11 protein-coding genes are annotated in these 19,512 nt (G+C 62.5%); 5 read left to right on the top strand and 6 right to left on the bottom strand.

Annotation, left to right across the window (positions count from 1 at the left end):
• Positions 1–341 precede the first annotated feature (341 nt).
• The 3 genes from AC56LY_RS15110 to AC56LY_RS15100 all read right to left on the bottom strand — a co-directional run bounded on the left by AC56LY_RS15110 (position 342) and on the right by AC56LY_RS15100 (position 5,314).
• On the bottom strand, positions 342–1,865 hold the full coding sequence (locus AC56LY_RS15110; protein WP_499580815.1) for a SpoVR family protein: 1,524 nt from the start codon (positions 1,863–1,865) through the stop codon (positions 342–344).
• A gap of 42 nt (positions 1,866–1,907) precedes the next feature.
• Positions 1,908–3,179 (bottom strand): YeaH/YhbH family protein, encoded by a 1,272-nt coding sequence (locus AC56LY_RS15105; protein ID WP_499580813.1) that lies wholly within the window; start codon positions 3,177–3,179, stop codon positions 1,908–1,910.
• A gap of 212 nt (positions 3,180–3,391) precedes the next feature.
• A complete protein-coding gene (locus AC56LY_RS15100) occupies positions 3,392–5,314 on the bottom strand; it encodes a PrkA family serine protein kinase (protein WP_499580811.1) in 1,923 nt (640 codons plus the stop codon).
• Positions 5,315–5,864: 550 nt separating this feature from the next.
• Between AC56LY_RS15100 and AC56LY_RS15095 the strand changes: the two genes are divergently transcribed.
• From AC56LY_RS15095 to AC56LY_RS15080, 4 genes are read left to right on the top strand one after another with little or no spacing between them, the layout of a single operon-like run.
• Entirely contained in the window at positions 5,865–6,872 is a 1,008-nt protein-coding gene (locus AC56LY_RS15095; protein ID WP_499580809.1) for an adenosine deaminase, read from the top strand.
• Between the two features lie 20 nt (positions 6,873–6,892).
• Positions 6,893–9,424, top strand: coding sequence for an ABC transporter permease (locus AC56LY_RS15090; RefSeq protein WP_499580807.1), 2,532 nt, complete (start codon positions 6,893–6,895; stop codon positions 9,422–9,424).
• 2 nt (positions 9,425–9,426) lie between these two features.
• Positions 9,427–9,828, top strand: a complete 402-nt coding sequence (locus AC56LY_RS15085; protein ID WP_258835387.1) for a group II truncated hemoglobin — start codon at positions 9,427–9,429, stop codon at positions 9,826–9,828.
• Positions 9,829–9,832: 4 nt separating this feature from the next.
• Positions 9,833–11,158, top strand: a complete 1,326-nt coding sequence (locus AC56LY_RS15080; RefSeq protein ID WP_499503489.1) for a DNA recombination protein RmuC — start codon at positions 9,833–9,835, stop codon at positions 11,156–11,158.
• 335 nt (positions 11,159–11,493) lie between these two features.
• Here the strand turns inward: AC56LY_RS15080 and moeA are convergent, their stop codons facing one another.
• The 3 genes from moeA to AC56LY_RS15065 form a co-directional block, all read right to left on the bottom strand.
• A complete protein-coding gene (moeA, locus tag AC56LY_RS15075; protein ID WP_499580805.1) occupies positions 11,494–13,359 on the bottom strand; it encodes a molybdopterin molybdotransferase MoeA in 1,866 nt (621 codons plus the stop codon).
• A 33-nt stretch (positions 13,360–13,392) separates the two neighbouring features.
• Positions 13,393–14,505 (bottom strand): GTP 3',8-cyclase MoaA, encoded by a 1,113-nt coding sequence (gene moaA, locus AC56LY_RS15070; protein WP_499580803.1) that lies wholly within the window; start codon positions 14,503–14,505, stop codon positions 13,393–13,395.
• Between the two features lie 131 nt (positions 14,506–14,636).
• Positions 14,637–17,831, bottom strand: a complete 3,195-nt coding sequence (locus tag AC56LY_RS15065; RefSeq protein ID WP_499580801.1) for an Rne/Rng family ribonuclease — start codon at positions 17,829–17,831, stop codon at positions 14,637–14,639.
• Between the two features lie 665 nt (positions 17,832–18,496).
• Between AC56LY_RS15065 and AC56LY_RS15060 the strand changes: the two genes are divergently transcribed.
• A complete protein-coding gene (locus AC56LY_RS15060) occupies positions 18,497–19,477 on the top strand; it encodes an RluA family pseudouridine synthase (RefSeq protein ID WP_499580799.1) in 981 nt (326 codons plus the stop codon).
• Positions 19,478–19,512: the final 35 nt, after the last annotated feature.

Genomic DNA, 19,512 nt, shown 5'->3' with positions numbered 1-19,512 from the left:
CTGCTTCGCCAAACTATATTACTTAGTTTTGCTAGGTACTTCACCACCATATTGCCATGACGTGGATGTGACAGCGCCAACATGTGATGACGGCAACATACCATGAAATCGGTTTATTGGCGATACCAAGAGAACGCAACCACGTACGTAGTGGTACGCACGCGCGGTGTTTACGGGTGAAAGGGGTTGAAAATGGGGGAGGGGGGATTCGCAGGAGGATCGATCGTCAACACAGTCGCGTGGGCAGGCTCAATGAACCCGAGCAGTAGCGTGGACGGCGCAGCCGTCCACGCTACAGTCAGCGCGCGGGCATTTGGATGGCGTGGCTGCCCCCGTTACCGTCAGCGCGTGCGCTTTTCGCGCCGGCACTCAAGGAAGCTGACAACATGGCCGCTGGGATCGGCCGTCTCGAGGCGCACGTCGAAGCCCCACAGGCGCGCGACGTGCTTCAGGACCTCTTGTGCCTGCTGGTTCAGCGGACGGCGGTTGTACTGCGTATGCCGCAGTGTCAATGCGCGGTCGTCACGTGTATTGACTTGCCAGACCTGGATATTGGGCTCGCGGCTGCCCAGGTTGTACTGTTCGGCCAGCTTGTGCCGCACATAACGGTACCCCGCTTCATCGTGAATTGCCGAGATCGACAACTTGTCACTGCGATCGTCGTCCAGCACGGCAAAGAAGTGAAATTCGCGGATCAGCTTTGGTGACAGGTACTGCGCAATGAAACTCTCGTCCTTGAAATTACGCATCGCAAAGTCCAGCGTCTTGCGCCAGTCGCTGCCGGCGATATCGGGGAACCAGGTACGGTCTTCGTCGGTCGGGTGTTCGCAGATGCGGCGGATGTCGCTCATCATCGCGAAGCCGAGCGCATACGGGTTGATCCCGCTGTAATACGGACTGTTGGCCGGTGGCTGGTAGACGACGTTGGTGTGGCTTTGCAAAAATTCGAGCATGAAGCCGTCGCCGACGATGCCTTCCTGGTACAGGTCCTGCAAGATCGTGTAGTGCCAGAACGTGGCCCAGCCTTCGTTCATCACCTGGGTCTGGCGCTGCGGATAAAAGTATTGCGAGATCTTGCGCGTGATGCGCACCAGCTCGCGCTGCCATGGCTCGAGCAGCGGGGCGTACTTTTCGATGAAGTACAGCAGGTTTTCTTCGGGCTCTGGCGGAAAGCGCACTGGCGCGGCGCTGAGTACCTGCTCTTCACGCAGCGGCAGCGTGCGCCAGATGGCGTTCACTTGCGACTGGGCATAGTCTTCGCGCTCCTTGGTGCGCGCCGCCTCTTGCGCCACCGACAGCTTGGCCGGGCGCTTGTAGCGGTCCACGCCATGGTTCTGCAGCGCGTGGCACGAGTCGAGCACGTCTTCTACTGCATCGATGCCATGTCGCTGCTCGCATTCGGCGATGTAGTTCTTGGCAAACACCATATAGTCGACGATGGCATCGGCATCGGTCCAGCTTCGGAACAGGTAATTGCCCTTAAAGAAGGAGTTGTGGCCGTACGCTGCATGGGCGATCACCAGGGCCTGCATCGTCAGGCTGTTTTCTTCCATCAGGTACGCAATGCAGGGATTGGAATTGATGACGATTTCATAGGCCAGCCCCATCTGCCCACGGCGGTAGCTTTTCTCGGTACTCAGGAAATGCTTGCCGAACGACCAGTGGTTGTATGACACCGGCATCCCAACCGAGGTGTAGGCATCCATCATTTGCTCGGCGGTGATGATCTCGAGCTGGTTCGGATACGTGTCGAGGCCGTAGCGTTGGGCCACACGCCTGATTTCTTCGTGCGCTTGCTCGATCAGGTCGAAGGTCCATTCCGACTGCTCGGGCAGGGCGCGCGGGTTGTCTGGATCTCTTGGCATGGGGCACCTCGCTGCGGTTGGCTGGTTCGGCAAGTGGCGCGGTTACTTGACCTGCTTCTTGAATAGTTCCCGGAACACGGGATAGATATCGGCCGGGGTCACGATCTTTTGCATCGCGAAATTGCGGTGCTGGCTGGCGACGTCGCAGTATTGTTCCCACAAATTCTGTGGCGGGCCATCCGTGATTTCGACATACGTGTAGTACTGGACGCGCGGCATGATCCCATTGGACAGAATCTGTTTGCACAGCACCGAATCGTTGTCCCAGTTGTCGCCATCGGAGGCTTGTGCCACGTAGGCATTCCAGTCAGCACTGCCATAGCGTTCGCTGAGGACTTTTTGTAGCAGATGCAGGGCGGACGAGACAACGGTGCCGCCCGACTCGCGCGAATGAAAGAACTCGTTCTCGTCGACCTCGGCCGCCGCCGTGTGGTGGCGGATGAAGACCACATCGATCTTTTCGTACACGCGCTTCAGGAACAAATACAGCAGGATGAAAAAACGCTTGGCCGTGTCCTTGCGCGTTTCGTCCATCGAGCCTGACACGTCCATGATGCAGAACATCACCGCCTGCGTGCTCGGTTTGGGCACCTTGATCCGGTTGGCATAACGCAGGTCGAACGGGTCGATGAACGGAATCGCATTGAGCCGGATGCGCAGGTGATGAATGTGATCCTTCAGTTCGATGACGCCCTGGTCGTCGCCCGGAGCCCCTTCGTCGAACAGCGCCTGCAATTGTTCCTGGGCTTCAGCCAACTGGCGCCGCGCCGGGCCACCCACGGCAATGCGCCGGCCCAGTGCGCCGCGCAGCGAGCGCAGCACGTGGATGTTCGACGGCGTGCCCGAGACGTTGTAGCCAGCGCGCTGGTTCTTGTATTCGATGGTCTGGGTCAACTGCGTCTTGACCATATTTGGCAGCTCGAGGTCTTCGAAGAAATAATTCATGAATTCTTCGCGCGACAGTTCGAAGATGAAATCGTCTTCGACGGTCTGATCGCTGTTGCCGGCGCGGCCGCGGCCAGCGCCGGCGCCACCGCCGCGCGGGCGACTGAACTGGTCGCCCTTTTGGTATTCGGTATTGCCAGGGTTGACGGTTTCCCAGACGCCGCCATGGGCGTGGCCAAAATGCGGCTCGTTCACGTCCTTGACGGGAATGGTGACCTTTTCGCCGTTTTCGATGTCGGTGATCGAGCGGCCCTTGATGGCGCGGCCGACGGCATCCTTGATCTGCGCCTTGTAGCGGCGCAGGAAGCGTTCGCGGTTGACCGCAGACTTGTTCTTGCCCTGCAATCGGCGGTCGATGAGGTAAGTCAAAACAGGCCTCCTGCTCAATGTAAGCGCGGATCCGGCGTTGATGACACGCTGGTGTGGCGCTGTGGCGCCGCCATCACAACGGCAGCACCCTTATCTTAATACGCTACGCGAACGCGCGTACGCCGCACGCACAGCGTGGACCGGTACCGGCTGACGGCCTGCGGCCAGCCGGCAACGCGATTGCTTACACGCTGTTGTCTAGGCGCCGTTGCTTACGATGATTTGCGCACCCGCAGATACCACTCGCACAGCAGCCGCACCTGCTTCGGCGTATAGCCTTTCTCGACCATGCGCGCCACGAAATCGGCATGCTTGTTCGCATCCTCGGTATTCGCTTTTGCATTGAATGAAATCACCGGCAGCAGTTCTTCGGTATTCGAGAACATTTTTTTCTCAATGACGCTGCGGAACTTTTCATAACTGGTCCAGGCCGGATTCTTGCCGGCATTGGTGGCGCGCGCACGCAGGCTGAAGTTGACGATCTCGTTGCGGAAATCCTTCGGATTCGAAATGCCGGCCGGCTTTTCGATCTTTTCCAGTTCGGCGTTGAGCGACTCGCGATCAAAACTCTCGCCCGTATCGGGATCGCGAAATTCCTGGTCCTGGATCCAGAAGTCGGCGAACGTGACGTAGCGGTCGAAGATGTTCTGGCCATATTCGGAATAGCTTTCCAGATAGGCCGTCTGGATCTCTTTGCCGATGAAGTCGACGTAGCGCTGCGCCAGGTGTTCCTTGATATACGACAGGTAGCGCTGCTCGGTCTCGGGCGGGAATTGTTCGCGCTCGATCTGCTGCTCGAGAACGTACAGCAGGTGCACCGGGTTGGCCGCCACCTCGGTATTGTCGAAATTGAACACCTTCGACAAAATCTTGAAAGCAAAGCGGGTCGACAGGCCGTTCATGCCTTCGTCCACACCGGCGTAATCGGCATATTCGTGCAGCGACTTGGCTTTGGGATCGGTGTCTTTCAGGTTGTCGCCGTCGTACACCAGCATCTTGGAATAGATGCTGGAATTGTCCGGATCCTTCAGGCGCGACAGCACGGCAAACTGCGACATCATGCGCAGCGTACCGGGCGCGCAGGGCGCCTTGTCGAGCGACGAATTGCGCAGCAGCTTGTCGTAGATTTTGACTTCGTCCGACACGCGCAGGCAGTACGGCACCTTGACGATGTAGATGCGGTCGAGGAACGCCTCGTTATTGCGGTTGTTGCGGAAGGTCTTCCATTCGGATTCGTTCGAGTGCGCCAGCACGATGCCGTCGAACGGGATTGCGCCGAACCCTTCGGTGCCCTTGTAATTGCCTTCCTGCGTGGCCGTGAGCAGCGGGTGCAGCACCTTGATCGGCGCCTTGAACATCTCGACGAATTCCATCAGGCCCTGGTTGGCCAGGCACAGGCCGCCCGAATAGCTGTAGGCGTCCGGATCGTCCTGCGAGAAATCCTCGAGCTTGCGGATATCGACCTTGCCGACGAGGGACGAAATATCCTGGTTGTTTTCGTCGCCCGGCTCGGTCTTGGAAATGGCGATTTGCTTGAGGATCGACGGGTAGCGCCGCACGACGCGGAACTTGTTGATATCGCCGCCGAATTCATGCAGGCGCTTGACGGCCCAGGGACTGGGCACCGCGCGCAGATAACGACGGGAGATGCCGTAATCTTCTTCGAGGATCTGGCCGTCTTCGTCTTCGCTGAACAAGCCCAGCGGCGACTCGTTGACGGGCGAGCCCTTGATCGCATAAAAGGGCACCAGCTCCATCAGGCTCTTGAGTTTTTCGGCAATCGACGATTTGCCGCCGCCCACCGGGCCCAGGAGATACAGAATCTGCTTGCGTTCTTCGAGGCCTTGCGCCGCGTGGCGGAAATACGAAACGACCTGCTCGATCACTTCTTCCATGCCATAAAACTCGCGAAACGCCGGATAGATCTTGATGACCTTGTTGGCGAAAATGCGCGACAGGCGCGAATCGAGGCGGGTATCGACCAAGGTGGGTTCGCCAATGGCAGCGAGCATGCGCTCCGGTGCGCTGGCATAGGTCAGCGGGTCGCGCTTGCACATCTGCAGGAACTCGGTCATCGAGTATTCCTCTTCCCGAGTACGCTCATAGCGGGCCGTGTAGTTTTCAAAGATGCTCATTGAAGTTCCTTTAATGTGCCAACAACGAATCACTGTCACAACAGCGCATGGCGCTGCCCGGGGCCCCGGTTATTTCGGCGTACTCCTTGTTCGTTCGTCACGTGCGGCGCCAGTGTGGTCGGCGTCGTGGAAGATGCGCGTGCGATTGCTTGTTGTCGATCCGAACATATCGAACAGACTGCAGTGCGGAGAGCGTCCTTTTGCGTTACTGAAATTTATTATGTGCCTAATAGTTTCCGAAGTCAAAGTCCTGTTGTACGACATAATGAACCTGCAACAAGTGCTTGATTCAACAACAGAAAATCGGATGTTGACCTGCGTGGCGCATGCGTGCGGAAGGTGCATGAACACGGTTTGAACCACATCCAGGTTCATGCAAAGCGTATCGAGTTTTCACCGACTGTACAACAGGCGACGCACGCGAATCGTGCGTTGCCCAAACGATGAACCCACGCTTTTTCGCTATGGCATGAGCCGATCGCATGCATGCGTTACACTTGCCGGTCGCCTCAACGCGACCTTATTCACTGAACACCTGTTGGAGAACACCATGCTAGACGATCGCTTGCGCACCCTGCTGCAGAACATGCCCAAGGCTGAACTGCACATCCATATTGAGGGCTCGCTCGAGCCAGAACTGATTTTTGCTCTGGCACAAAGAAACAACGTCCAGCTGGCCTATGCCTCGGTCGAAGCGTTGCGCGACGCCTACGCTTTCAACGATCTGCAATCGTTCCTCGACATTTATTACGCAGGCGCCAGCGTCTTGCTGACCGAGCAGGACTTTTATGACATGACCGCCGCCTATCTGGCGCGTGCGCATGCCGACAATGTCCGCCATACCGAAATCTTCTTCGACCCGCAAACGCACACCGCGCGCGGCGTGCCGTTCGAGACCGTCATCAACGGCATCTGGCGCGCGTGCCAGGATGCGCCGCTGAGCGCTGAACTGATCATGTGCTTCCTGCGTCACCTGTCGGAGGACGACGCGATTGCCACGCTCGACGAGTCGCTTCCGTACCGCGACAAGTTCATTGGCGTGGGCCTGGATTCGTCCGAGGTCGGCCATCCGCCCGAAAAATTTGCGCGCGTGTTCGAGCGCGCCCGCAACCTGGGCCTGCGCCTGGTCGCACATGCGGGCGAAGAAGGCCCGCCGGCCTATATCGAAAGCGCGCTCGACGTGCTCAAGGTCGAGCGTATCGACCACGGCGTGCGCAGCCTGGAAAGCCCGGTGCTGGTCGAGCGCCTGGTGCGCGAGCAGATGGCGCTGACCGTGTGCCCGCTGTCGAACATCAAGCTGCGCGTGTTCGACGTCATGGGTTCGCACAATCTGCGCACCTTGCTCGACGCCGGCCTGGCCGTCACGGTCAACTCCGACGATCCGGCCTACTTCGGCGGCTACGTCAACGAGAACTACTTTGCCGCTTTTGATGCCTTGCCGCTGGATGCGACGCACGCGCGGCAACTGGCGCGCAACAGCTTCCAGGCCGCCTTCATCGACCCGGAGCGCAAGCGCGCCTTCCTGGCCGAAGTCGACGACTTCTTCGCCAACGCCTGACCCAACCACGGAGCGACGCCATGTTCGTCCAGGCACTTCGCATGACGGCGCGCGACTGGCGCGCCGGTGAACTGCGCTTCCTGCTGGTGGCGCTCATCGTCGCCGTGGCGGCGCTCACGTCGGTCGGCTTTTTCACTGACCGCATGCGCGCCGGCATGGACCGCGACGCGCACCAGCTGCTGGGCGCCGACCTGCTGGTCAAGACCGATGACCCGGTGCCCCAGGCCTGGCGCGATGAAGCGGCGCGGCGCGGCCTGCTGCTGGCCGATACCGTGACTTTCCCGAGTATGGCGCAGGCAGGCGAGGGTGATGACTCGCTGGCGCAGCTCTCGTCGATCAAGGCGGTGTCAACAGGCTATCCGCTGCGCGGCCAGATGAAGATCACGACCGATCCGGTCGCAGCCAGCGGCGCGCGCGGCGAGCCGACACGCGCCGTGCCGGCGCCGGGTACCGTGTGGGTCGACCCTGGCCTGCTCGCGCAGCTGTCGACGCAGGTGGGCGGCATGCTCACGCTGGGTAACAGCCAGTTGCGCATCACGCAGCTGATCGCCACCGAGCCCGATAAAGGCGCGTCGTTCGCGAACTTCGCGCCGCGCGTGATGCTGTCGATGGCCGATCTGAAGGCCACGGGCCTGGTGGACGACTTTGCGCGCGTGGACTTCCGTCTGCAGATTGCCTCGACCAACCGCAACGACCTGACGGCCATCAAAGCCTATGAAACCTGGCTGCGCGCGCAGATCAGGGATGGGAACCTCAAGGGCGTGCGCATCGAGACGTTGGAGAACGGGCGCCCTGAAATGCGTGCGACGCTTGATCGCGCGGGTTTGTTCCTGTCGCTCGTGGGCCTGCTGTCGGCGATGCTGGCAGCGGTGGCCGTGGCGATGGCGGCGCGCCGCTTCATGAGCCGCCACCTGGATGCCTGCGCGATGCTGCGCTGCCTGGGCCTGACCCAGAACCAGGTCACCGTCATGTACGTGACCGAATTCGCCCTCATCGGCTTGCTGGGCAGCGTGCTCGGTGTACTGGTGGGCTTCGGGGCACACTTCGTGCTGCTCGAACTGATTGCATCGCTGATCCGCACCGCGCTGCCGCCGGTCTCGATCCTGCCGGCGCTGCAGGGCGTGGCCACGGGCATGCTGCTGCTGGTGGGCTTTGCGCTGCCACCGATCCTGCAATTGCGCAATGTGCCGCACAACCGCGTGATCCGGCGCGAAGCCGGCGCGCCGCAACCGGCCGCTTTGGCGACTTATGGCCTGGGCGTGGGCGCGTTCGTCCTGCTGCTGTATTGGCAGGCGGGCGACCTGACGCTGGCGCTGATCACGGCCGGCGGTTTCCTCGGCGGCTTCGCGGTGTTTGCGCTCGTGGCCTGGCTGGTCCTCAAGCTGCTGCGCCGCATGCGCAACCTGTTCCCGCAGCAGGCCTGGCGCTTTGCCGTCACGTCGCTGCAGCGCCGGCCCGGCGCCACGGTCGTGCAGGTGGTGTCGCTGTCGCTCGGCCTGATGGCGCTGCTGCTCCTGACCGTCGTGCGGGGCGACCTGATGGCGGCCTGGCAGTCGGCCACGCCGGCCGACGCGCCGAATCGCTTCGTGATCAACATCCTGCCCGAGCAGACAAAGGGCGTTGAAGGCCAACTGGTGGCGGCCAACGTGAAGGAGCCGGTGCTGTTTCCGATGATCCGCGGGCGCCTCACGGCGATCAACGGCGCTGCCATCAAGAGTGACACCTTTGCCGATGGCGAGGCGCGCCGCCTGGCCAACCGCGAATTCAACCTGTCGACCACCAATGCGCTGCCGGAGGGGAACGAGGTCGTCGAAGGTGCCTGGTTCAGGGACGCCCCTGGCCTGGCCGAAGCGTCGGTCGAGAAAAGCATCATGGACCGCCTCGGCCTGAAGCTGGGCGACAGCCTGCGCTTCGACATGGCGGGACTGATGGTGGACGCGAAGATCACCAGCGTGCGCAAGCTCGAATGGGGCTCGATGCGCGCCAACTTCTTCGTCATCATCAATCCGGCCGCGATGGCCAACGCGCCGACCACCTACATGACGGCGTTCCACGTGCCGGCCGAAGGCGCGAATCTCGGCAATGCGCTCACGCGTGCGTACCCGAACCTGACTGTGGTCGACGTCTCGGGCATCATCCGCCAGTTGCAGGACGTGCTGGATCAGGTGGTGGTCGCAGTTGAGTTCCTGTTCCTGTTCACGCTGGCCTCCGGCGTGCTGGTGCTGTATGCAGCGTTGATGGGGTCGACCTCCGAGCGCACGCGTGAAGGTGGCCTGCTGCGGGCGCTGGGCGCAACGCGCCAGCAACTCGCGCGGGCGCAGCGGATCGAGTTCGTGCTGGTGGGCGGCCTGTCGGGTCTTCTCGCCGCGACGGGCGCTGCGGCGCTGGGCTGGGCGCTGGCGACGTACCAATTCAAATTCCCATGGACGTTCGCGCCGGGCGTGTGGCTCGCTGGCCTGGTGGTGGGCATCCTGTGCGCGATCGTCGGCGGCTGGTTCGGCTTGCGCGGCGTACTGCGTCAGCCACCGCTGCAGACCTTGCGGGAGGCGTGAGCATGCAAGATACGCAAGCCGACACGCCAACGCTGTACGAGATCATGGGCGGCGCCGAGCGCCTGCGCGCGCTGGTCGATCGCTTCTATGACCTGATGCAGCTCGAACCGGAGTTCGCCAACATCCACGTGATGCACCCGGTGCCCAACGACAGCTCGCGCGACAAGCTGTTCATGTTCTTGTCCGGGTGGATGGGCGGTCCGGACCTGTATATCGAACGCTATGGCCATCCGCGCCTGCGCGCGCGCCACCTGCCGTATGCGATCGGCACCAAGGAGCGCGACGCGTGGCTGCGCGCAATGGCGTGGGCGATGGAAGACCTGGGCTATGACGAGGCGCTGCGGGTGCGCCTGCTGACGTCCTTCTTCGAGACCGCCGACTGGATGCGTAACAAGGCCGATTGAGACGATGACGACAGCAGAAATCCTGATCCTGGTGGGCCTCGCGCTCATCATCGCGTTGCTGGTGCTGGTCTTGCTGCGTCTGCGCGGCAGCGGCGATGGCAACGGCGCGCACATCGAACGGCTCGAGCGCGAGCTGCGCCAGGAACTGCAGGCCAGCGCGCAATCGACGCGCCAGGAGACCGCCGGCCACCTGGCCCAGTATCACAATGCCTCGGTCCAGCAGTTTGACAGCATGCGTCAGCAGATGCAGCTGCAGTCGAGCAGCGGGCGCGAAGAGCAGGCGCGCGCGCTCAAGCGTTTTGCCGACACGCTGCAGCAAACGCTGGGCAACCTGACCGAATCGAACGCCCAGCGCATGCTCGAAGTGCGTAACACGCTTGAGTCGAAGATCCGCGACCTGCAGGCGGACAATGGCAAGCGTCTGGAAGAGATGCGCCAGACGGTCGACGAAAAGCTGCACGCGACGCTGGAAACGCGGCTGACGGAATCGTTCCGCCAGGTGTCCGAGCGGCTGGAAAAAGTCCACCAGGGCCTGGGCGAAATGCAGCAGCTGGCCATCGGCGTGGGGGACCTCAAGCGCGTGCTCACGAACGTGAAGACGCGCGGCACGTGGGGCGAGGTGCAGCTGGAGATGCTGCTGGAGCAGGTGTTGACGGTCGAGCAGTATGCGAAGAACGTCGAGACGGTGGCGGGCTCGAACGCGCGGGTCGAGTTCGCGATCAAGCTGCCGGGCACTGTCGACGGCGGCGCGCCGTTGTGGCTGCCGATTGACGCCAAGTTCCCAAAGGAGCAGTACGAACGCCTGCAGGCCGCAGCCGACATTGCGGATGCCGAAGGCGTCATCCGCGCCGGCGCCGAGCTGGAAAGGGCAGTGCGACGCGAGGCCCAGACCATCTGCGACAAATACGTCTCGCCGCCACAGACGACGGATTTCGCGATCCTGTTCCTGCCGACCGAAGGCCTGTACGCCGAAGTGATGCGCCGCCCGGGCCTGGCCGACGACCTGCAGCGCACGCTGCGCGTGACGATCGCCGGCCCGTCGACGCTGAGCGCCTTGCTCAACAGCCTGCAAATGGGTTTCCGCACGCTGGCGCTGGAAAAGCGCTCATCCGAAGTGTGGCAGGTGCTGGGCGCAGTCAAAACCGAATTCACCAAATTCGGCGACGTGCTGGCTGCCACCAAAACAACGCTGGAGCGGGCCGCCAAAAACATCGAAAACGCCGAAGTGCGCAGCCGCCAGATGGCGCGCAAGCTCAAATCCGTCGAAGCCCTCCCAACCGAAGCCGCCCAATTACTCCTGGGCTCTGACGGCCTCGAACGCGAAGACTAACAGCACCCCACAATTTCCCCCAGGTCACAAAAACAATCAGGGTCAGAGTAGAATTAATGGGCAATTACCTAAAGTTGTCAAACAATTCGACTCTGACCCTAATTGTTTTAGGGCGTTTTTGACCGACAAACGCCAAATCTGATTCCGGCTGAAACTCAATTTCCAGGATGACTCGATTTAGTCGAAAAAACAGCCAAAATTAATTAGGGTCAGAGTCGAATTAATGGGCAATTACCCAATGTTGTCAAACAATTCGACTCTGACCCTAATTGTTTTGTAAGGGTCTGGGGGCAATGATTTGGTGATTGCGGCAGGTGTGGCGCTGCGTCTGGGAGTTAGAACAGGCCTTCGAAGGGCAGGATATCGACCATGTCGCCGGCGGCTACGCTGCCTTGTTCGTCATGCAGTACCACCATGCAGTTGGCTTCGGACATTGAGCGCAGGATGCCTGAGCCTTGGGCGCCGGTGAGGCGGACTTCGGGCGTGCCGTCGACGCTGCGCGTGACGATACCGCGCTGATATTCGGTGCGGCCTGGCTTTTTGCGGATCGCCTCGGCTGAACGGGCCTGCAGCAGCGGGAGTGGGGCGTTGGCGCCCATCATTTGCAGCAGCGCGTCGCGCGCGAAGAAGTAGAACGACACCATCACGGCCACCGGATTGCCTGGCAGGCCGAACAGGAAGGCGCTGCGGCCGTTCGATGTGACGCGCCCGAATGCCAGCGGGCGGCCGGGGCGCATGCCCACTTTCCAGAACGTGACGTCGCCTAGTTGCGCCATCACCTGTTTGGTGTAATCGGCTGCGCCGACCGAGACGCCACCCGACGTGATGATCGCGTCGGCGTTTTCGCAGGCGGTGCGCAGCGCGTCTTCCAGCGCTTCCGGGCTGTCGCGCACGACGCCCATGTCGATGATCTCGCAGCCCAGGCGCTGGAGCATGCCGTAGATCGTGTAGCGGTTGCTGTCGTAGACGCAGCCTTCGCCCAGCGGCTCGCCGATCGAGCGCAGCTCGTCGCCGGTGGAGAAGAAGGCCACGCGCAGACGCCGTTGCACGGGGATCTCGGCAAAGCCCAGCGATGCGCACAGGCCCAGGTCGGCCGGCCGGATGATGCGCCCGGCCTTCAGCGCTGCACTGCCGATGCTCAGGTCTTCGCCCGCCAGCCGGCGGTTGTCACCGGCGCGGATGGCGCCGGCCCGCACGGTCATCGCGACGTCGTCGCCGCTGTCGGCAAATTCCTGCGGCAGCACGCTGTCGCAGCCGGCCGGCATCACGCCGCCCGTCATGATGCGCACGCATTCACCGGCGCCGGGCACCACAGCGGACGGTTTGCCCGCATACACGATATCGACCACCTTGAAGCTCGCCACGCCGTCCTGCGGCAGGTCGGCGCCGCGCAGTGCGTAGCCATCCATTGCCGAATTGTCGTGTGCCGGCACGTTGATCGGCGAGACCAGGTCGCGCGCCAGCACGCGGCCCAGGCTTGCGCGCAGCGCCACCATCTCGACGGCGCGCACTGGCTGGACGAATTCGCGGATGATGCGCTGGGCGTCGCGCACCGGCAGCGCGTCCGGGTCATAGCCGTTGATGCAGCTGGCCACCTGGGCCAGGCTGGCAGGGAAGGCGGGTTGTTCGAGCCCGCGCAGCTCGTCGAGCGTGTTGATGTTGCGGAATGCGTCGGCATCGTCGAACACGACTTCAACGGCCTTCAGGTCGCGGTACCAACCGTCGACCCGCCGGCCACCCTGGGCCAGATAGGCCGACAACACCGGCAGCCGGTCAGCGCGCACCAGGCAGAACACGGGATGCGGCTGGACCAGCATGCCGGCTTCTTGCGTCGCGGCGTAGGCCACGTCGGCGTCGTGCTCTTGCAGCGCAGCGAACAGGCGGGCGGCCAGATCGGGTGGCAGGAATGGCGAATCACATGGCACCGTCAGCAGATACGGCGTGGCGCAGTGGCGCAAGCCCGTTTCGAGCCCGGCCAGCGGGCCCGGAAAATCCGCCATCTCGTCGGTCAGCACGGGCGCGCCAAATGCGCGGTAGGTGTCGAGATTGCGGTTGGCGCTGATCAGCAAGGGCCCGACCTGCGGCCGCAAACGCGCCAGCACGTGTTCGACCATTGTGCTGGAACGGAACGGCTGCAAGCCCTTGTCCACGTTGCCCATGCGCGAGCCACGCCCGCCCGCCAGAATCAACCCGCTGATCAAGCCTGCCTCCATCGTTTGATTAACCACCGGCTGTCAGCCACCAATATAGGACATTTCAACCCGGCGCGGCCCGTCCAGCTGGCCTGTGCCGGTCTCTGCCGAGCGGGTTTCGGAATAGCGGTCGGCCCGGCCGCGCCACAGTTGCGCGATGGCGCCGCTCAGGGCCAGGTCGTCATGCCCTTCGCGTAGCAGCGCGCGCATGTCGTGGCCGCGCGTGGCGAACAGGCAGGTATACAGCTTGCCTTCGGTCGACAGGCGCAGACGGCTGCAGTCGCCGCAGAACGCCTGCGTAACGCTGGAAATCACGCCGATTTCACCGTCGCCGTCGAGATAGCGCCAGCGCGATGCGGTCTCGCCGCTGTAGTTGGCGGCCACCGGCACCAGCGGCAGCTCGGCCGAGATGCGGCGCACCACGTCGCCCGACGGCACGACGTCGCGCATGTCCCAGCCGTTCGATGCGCCTACATCCATGAATTCGATGAAGCGCAGGATCGTGGGCGAGCCCTTGAAGTGGCGCGCCATCGGCAGGATCTGGTCGACATTGGTGCCGCCCTTGACGACCATATTTACCTTGACCGGTCCCAGCCCCATCGCATGCGCGGTGTCGATCCCGTGCAGCACGTCGGCCACCGAAAAATCGACATCGTTCATGCTGCGGAACACGCCATCGTCGAGCGCGTCGAGCGACACCGTGACACGGTCCAGGCCAGCGTCTTTCAGGGCTTGCGCCTTGCGCGCCAGGATCGAGCCGTTGGTCGTCAGTGTGAGGTCGAGCGGGCGCCCACTGGGTGTGGGCAATGCGCGCAGCATGCCGACCAGGCGTTCGAGATTCTTGCGCAGCAGCGGCTCGCCGCCCGTCAGGCGCAGCTTTTCGACGCCGTGCGCGACAAACAGGCGCGCCACGCGCGTGATCTCTTCGAACGACAGCAGGTCGCCGTGCGGCAGGTATTGGTAATCCTTGTCGAACACTTCCTTCGGCATGCAATACACGCAGCGGAAATTGCAGCGGTCAGTGACGGAAATGCGCAAGTCGTGCAGAGGCCGGCCGAGCGCGTCGCTCAGCAGGCCCGTAGGTGCTTCCGGCACGGCCGGGACCCGCAGCTTCGATGAGCGCAGGTCATTGATAAGGATGATTTTTTCAGCCATTCCAATACGATAGCATGCGCCCGGGAATACTGCCGGGCGCGCTGCTGCATGGAGAGAAGGGATGGGGTCCGGCGTACGTTCTTCCCCTGCTTGAGCGAGGGGCGACGTACGCCGGATGTACTACTTGTTGCTTACTGACGGCTGGTATCGACCTGCACCAGCGGCTCGTCGACCGGCACGACGACCGGCTTGCGGGCACGGCCAACGCGCACCGGCGTGGCCGCCTGTGCTGCTGCAGCCTGGGCGGCGCGCAGCTTTTCAGGGTCGGTTGCGGCCAGTTGCAGGCCGGCTTCGGCCAGCATGTCGTCCAGCTTCGGCGCCGGGGTTGCAGCCACTGGCGCGGGCGCCGTGGTCACTTCCGCTGCTGCTACCGGTGCGGGCTCGACGGCCACGGCAGTCACGGGCTCGACAACCGGCGCAGGCGCAACTTCCACCACTGGCGCTGGCTCGACCGGCGCAGGTGCAGGTGCAGGCGCTGGTGCAGTCTCGGCCACGACCGGCTCAGCAGCAGCCTGCTCAGCTTCCACCGATGCCGCCGTCGGGAACATGACCGGTTCGGTCGGTGCCGGTACTGGTGCCGAAACCGCTGCCGGCGCCCCCATCGATGCTGCTGTCGGGAAGTTGACTGGCTCGACGTTGGCAGGTGCCGCCTCGGCCGTCGTTGCCGCCATCGATGCCGACGTCGGGAACATATTGCCTTCGACTGGTGCCGCATCGGCCACCACCGGCGCTGCCGCTGGTGCCGGAGCTGCTGCTGGCGATTGCGCCGCAACATCCCTGGCAGCGACCGATGCCGCGGTCGGGAACGGCCATGGCGCTTGCGCCGGCTTGGCTTTGGCAGCGCGCGCTGCTGCGGCAACCTTGGCCACTTCTTCGTCCGCTACCGGCGCGAACGCTGGTGCGTCTTCGTTGCCTTCGCCGCCTTCGCCTTCGATCTGGTCACGATCGCGACGATTGCGGTTACGGCCACCGCGACGACGACGACGGCGTGGCTCGTCGCCATCCATCTCGACTTCTTCGCCATCCGGGCCAATCGTAGTCACCGATTTGATGACTTGCTGGACCACTTCCTGGCTGCCTTCCGGACCGGTGGTGGTCACGGCGACGGTGGTGTTCGACACCACCTGGCTGACATTGATTTCATCGAGCTTGGCTTCGATGACCTGGGTGGTGCGTTCCGTACGCTCGGTGCGCTCGCGTGGCTGGCGTGGCTGACGTTCCTTGCGCTCGGAGCCGCGTTCGGCACGGTCGGCACGCTCAGGACGCTCGGCGCCGTCGACGCGTGGCGCGGCGTCGGCCGGCTCGCGTGGTTCACGCGGCTCGCGGCCTTCGCGCGGTGGGCGTGGCGGGCGCGGTGGACGTGGTGGACGCGCTTCGGCGTCCGGGCCCTTGGCCAGCTCTTCACCCGGTGCGCCAGTCTTGGCAACCGGCTCGCGCTCTTCACGCTCACGGCCTGGTTTGCCAGCTGGACGGCCACCGGTACGGCCATTCTTGTTACGGTTGTTGCGGTCGCGCTCTGCCTGGGCAGGGGCAGCAACAGGCACTTCGACCAGCACGGCCGGTGCGGCGCCTTTCGGTTCGGGCTTGCCGAAGAAGAAATTGCGCAGTTTGGCGAAGAAACCTTCTTCTTCCACCGGCGCAGGCACGGGCACCGCCACAGCAGGGGCGACGGCCGGCTTGGCTGGCTTGGCCGCTTCGCTGCGGTCGACCAGCGGGGCAGGCTGGGCCGGCGTGATCGTCTTGACGACGGCTTCCTGGCGCGGCTTGGCTTCTTCTTTCTGGCGCTTTGCGTAGGCCATGTCGGTATCGGCCGACTCGGCCATCGCGTAGCTGGCGTGTGCGTCTTCGAGGCGCGGATCGTCGTGCTTGATGCGCTCGAGCTTGTAATGCGGCGTGTCCAGATGCTTGTTCGGGATCAGGATCACGGTGATGCGGTGGCGGTTCTCGATCTTGAGCACTTCGCCGCGCTTTTCGTTCAGCAGGAAGGCGGCGACATCGACCGGCACCTGCACGTGGATGGCGGCCGAATTTTCCTTCATCGCCTCTTCCTGGATGATGCGCAGGACTTGCAGGGCCGACGATTCGGTATCGCGGATGTGGCCGGTGCCCGAGCAGCGCGGGCAGGTCACGTGGGAGCCTTCCGACAGCGACGGACGCAGGCGCTGGCGCGACAGCTCCATCAGGCCGAAGCGCGAAATCTTGCCCATCTGGACACGGGCACGGTCATGGTGCAGCGCATCCTTGAGGCGCTGTTCGACTTCGCGCTGGTTCTTGGCCACTTCCATGTCGATGAAGTCGATCACGATCAGGCCGCCCAAGTCGCGCAGGCGCAACTGGCGCGCCACTTCGTCGGCCGCTTCGCAGTTGGTGTTGAAGGCGGTCGTTTCGATGTCCGAACCGCGCGTGGCGCGGGCCGAGTTGACGTCGATCGAGACCAGTGCTTCGGTGTGGTCGATCACGATGGCGCCGCCCGATGGCAGCGGCACGGTGCGCGCGTAGGCGGTTTCGATCTGGTGTTCGATCTGGAAACGCGAGAACAGCGGCACGTCGTCGCTGTAACGCTTCACGCGGTGCGCCATGTCGGGCATCACGTGGCTCATGAACTGCTGCGCCTGTTCATAGATTTCGTCGGTGTCGATCAGCACTTCGCCGATGTCCGGCTGGAAGTAATCGCGGATCGCGCGGATGACGAGCGACGATTCCTGATAGATCAGGAACGCGCCGTTGGACGACTTGCCGGCGCCTTCGATCGCGCGCCACAGCTGCATCAGGTAGTTCAGATCCCACTGCAGTTCTTCGACATTGCGGCCGATGCCGGCAGTGCGCGCGATGACCGACATGCCTTGCGGCAGGTCGAGCTTGTCCATCGTTTCGCGCAGTTCCTGGCGTTCTTCGCCTTCGACGCGGCGCGAGACGCCGCCGCCGCGCGGGTTGTTCGGCATCAGGACGAGGTAGCGGCCGGCCAGCGAAATGAACGAGGTCAGGGCAGCGCCCTTGTTGCCGCGTTCTTCTTTCTCGACCTGGACCATGATTTCCTGGCCTTCGCGCAGCGCTTCCTTGATGGAGCAATTGCGCACGTCAACACCTTCACGGAAATACGTGCGGGCGACTTCTTTGAAGGGGAGGAAACCGTGGCGGTCTTCGCCGTAGCTGACGAAGCAGGCTTCGAGGGAGGGTTCGATGCGGGTGATGACACCCTTGTAGATATTCGACTTGCGCTGTTCGCGACCGGCAGTCTCGATATCGATGTCGATCAGCTTCTGGCCATCGACAATAGCGACGCGCAACTCTTCTTGCTGCGTCGCGTTAAACAACATGCGTTTCATTTTTAGTACTCCGTGACCCGGGGGGCCGTGTGAAGGCCGCCCTCGCGGGCGGCGCAGCTACAGGGATGTATGCGGGGACGGGTGACAGGAGGGGGTATGCCCGGGCGTGCGGTACAGCAAAGTAATTTCGCTGCCGCAACGGGGCGCTGTGGGGCCGAACGTCATTGTCTAAACACGCCGCAACTTTTGTTCGTTACCTGCCACCACATTGGGGTTGGCACAGCAACGAACAAGGGAGGGTGTGCTACAGCCAGCCGACCCTGGGCGCCAGCAACCATCGACCGGCCTGGAGGCGAAGAGACAGCCTTGCTCAAGCGGTGTGGATGATGCTGCAGCGGGGTCGGCGAAAACGACAAGCGTTATCGACACCATCAACCGGCAAGCACTTTGTTAAGGATGCTTGCTGGTACTTATCCTTAAGAATCCTGACAATCCAATCCGGCATCATTGCGCGCAATCCGATTACAAATCGGTTGCAACCTTGATTGGCGCAAGGATGTGCGTACACGTTCTTTCCATCGAATTTGCATTTGGCGGGGCCGATGGGGCGTGCCCCAGTGTAAAATTTCATTTTAATTCTTACACCAGCAGAGGTTTGACCGCCGCCTGTCGATTATATATTCAAAATGAAGGACTTAGAGAGAATTTCTGGGAAGACAGACCGAATGGCAATGCAGAACGATAGTGTCCCCCCTTCATCCCCCGCAGCACTGCAAGCGCAGTTCGTGACAATCGACGAAGAAGAAGCCGGCCAGCGCATCGACAACTACCTGTTGCGTGTCTGTAAAGGTGTACCGAAGAGCCATATCTACCGCATCCTTCGCTCCGGTGAAGTGCGTGTCAACAAGGGCCGCATCGACCAGTTGTACCGTCTGGTTGCTGGCGATACCGTCCGTATTCCACCCATCCGCATCGCCGAAAAATCCGCCGAGCACGCCGCGCCCGGCGCCGAATTCGCCGTGGTCTACGAAGACGCGCATCTGCTCGTGATCGACAAGCCGTGCGGCGTGGCCGTGCACGGCGGTTCCGGCGTGTCGTATGGCGTGATCGAACAATTGCGCGCCGCGCGCCCGCAAGCGAAGTTCCTCGAACTGGTGCACCGGCTCGACCGAGAAACCTCGGGTCTCTTGTTGATCGGCAAGAAGCGCAGCGCGCTGACGCACCTGCATGACCAGATGCGCGAAGGCACGACCGACAAGCGTTACTATGCGGCCGTGAAAGGCGACTGGGTCAACAAGCGCCAGCACATCCGCTTGCCGCTGCATAAATACACGAGCGCGGAAGGCGAGAAGCGCGTGCTGGTCCAGGCCGGCGGCCAGGAAGCGCACACGATTTTCAGTTTGTTAAAAAAATGGCACAATTTCGCCTTGCTTGAAGCCGAGCTCAAGACGGGCCGCACGCACCAGATCCGGGTGCACCTGGCCTCGTCGGGCTTTCCGATCCTGGGCGACGAAAAGTACGGTGATTTCGCGTTCAACAAGCAATTGCACAAGGCGACCGACAGCCGTGGCGCGCTCAAGCGCATGTTCCTGCACGCGCACCAGATCACGTTCACGCACCCGGATTCGGGCGAGCGCATGACCTTGCGCGCGCCGATGCCGGGCGAGTGTGAGCGATTCCTGACCAGTCTGGGCGCCCCGGTGTAAGACCGCCTGGCGCCGAGCAACCACATCGCGCAAGT

This window comes from Telluria sp. ZT3P25, from assembly GCF_059685895.1.
This window is presented reverse-complemented; position numbering and strand designations above follow the sequence as displayed.

Bases quoted from the DNA above. Each gene is read 5' to 3' on its own strand.
- AC56LY_RS15095 (WP_499580809.1), top strand. From the start codon at position 5,865: ATGCTAGACGATCGCTTGCGCACCCTGCTGCAGAACATGCCCAAGGCT.
- AC56LY_RS15090 (WP_499580807.1), top strand. From the start codon at position 6,893: ATGTTCGTCCAGGCACTTCGCATGACGGCGCGCGACTGGCGCGCCGGT.
- AC56LY_RS15110 (WP_499580815.1), bottom strand. From the start codon at position 1,865: ATGCCAAGAGATCCAGACAACCCGCGCGCCCTGCCCGAGCAGTCGGAA.
- AC56LY_RS15065 (WP_499580801.1), bottom strand. From the start codon at position 17,831: ATGAAACGCATGTTGTTTAACGCGACGCAGCAAGAAGAGTTGCGCGTC.
- moaA (WP_499580803.1), bottom strand. From the start codon at position 14,505: ATGGCTGAAAAAATCATCCTTATCAATGACCTGCGCTCATCGAAGCTG.
- AC56LY_RS15080 (WP_499503489.1), top strand. From the start codon at position 9,833: ATGACGACAGCAGAAATCCTGATCCTGGTGGGCCTCGCGCTCATCATC.
- AC56LY_RS15100 (WP_499580811.1), bottom strand. From the start codon at position 5,314: ATGAGCATCTTTGAAAACTACACGGCCCGCTATGAGCGTACTCGGGAA.
- AC56LY_RS15085 (WP_258835387.1), top strand. From the start codon at position 9,427: ATGCAAGATACGCAAGCCGACACGCCAACGCTGTACGAGATCATGGGC.
- AC56LY_RS15060 (WP_499580799.1), top strand. From the start codon at position 18,497: ATGGCAATGCAGAACGATAGTGTCCCCCCTTCATCCCCCGCAGCACTG.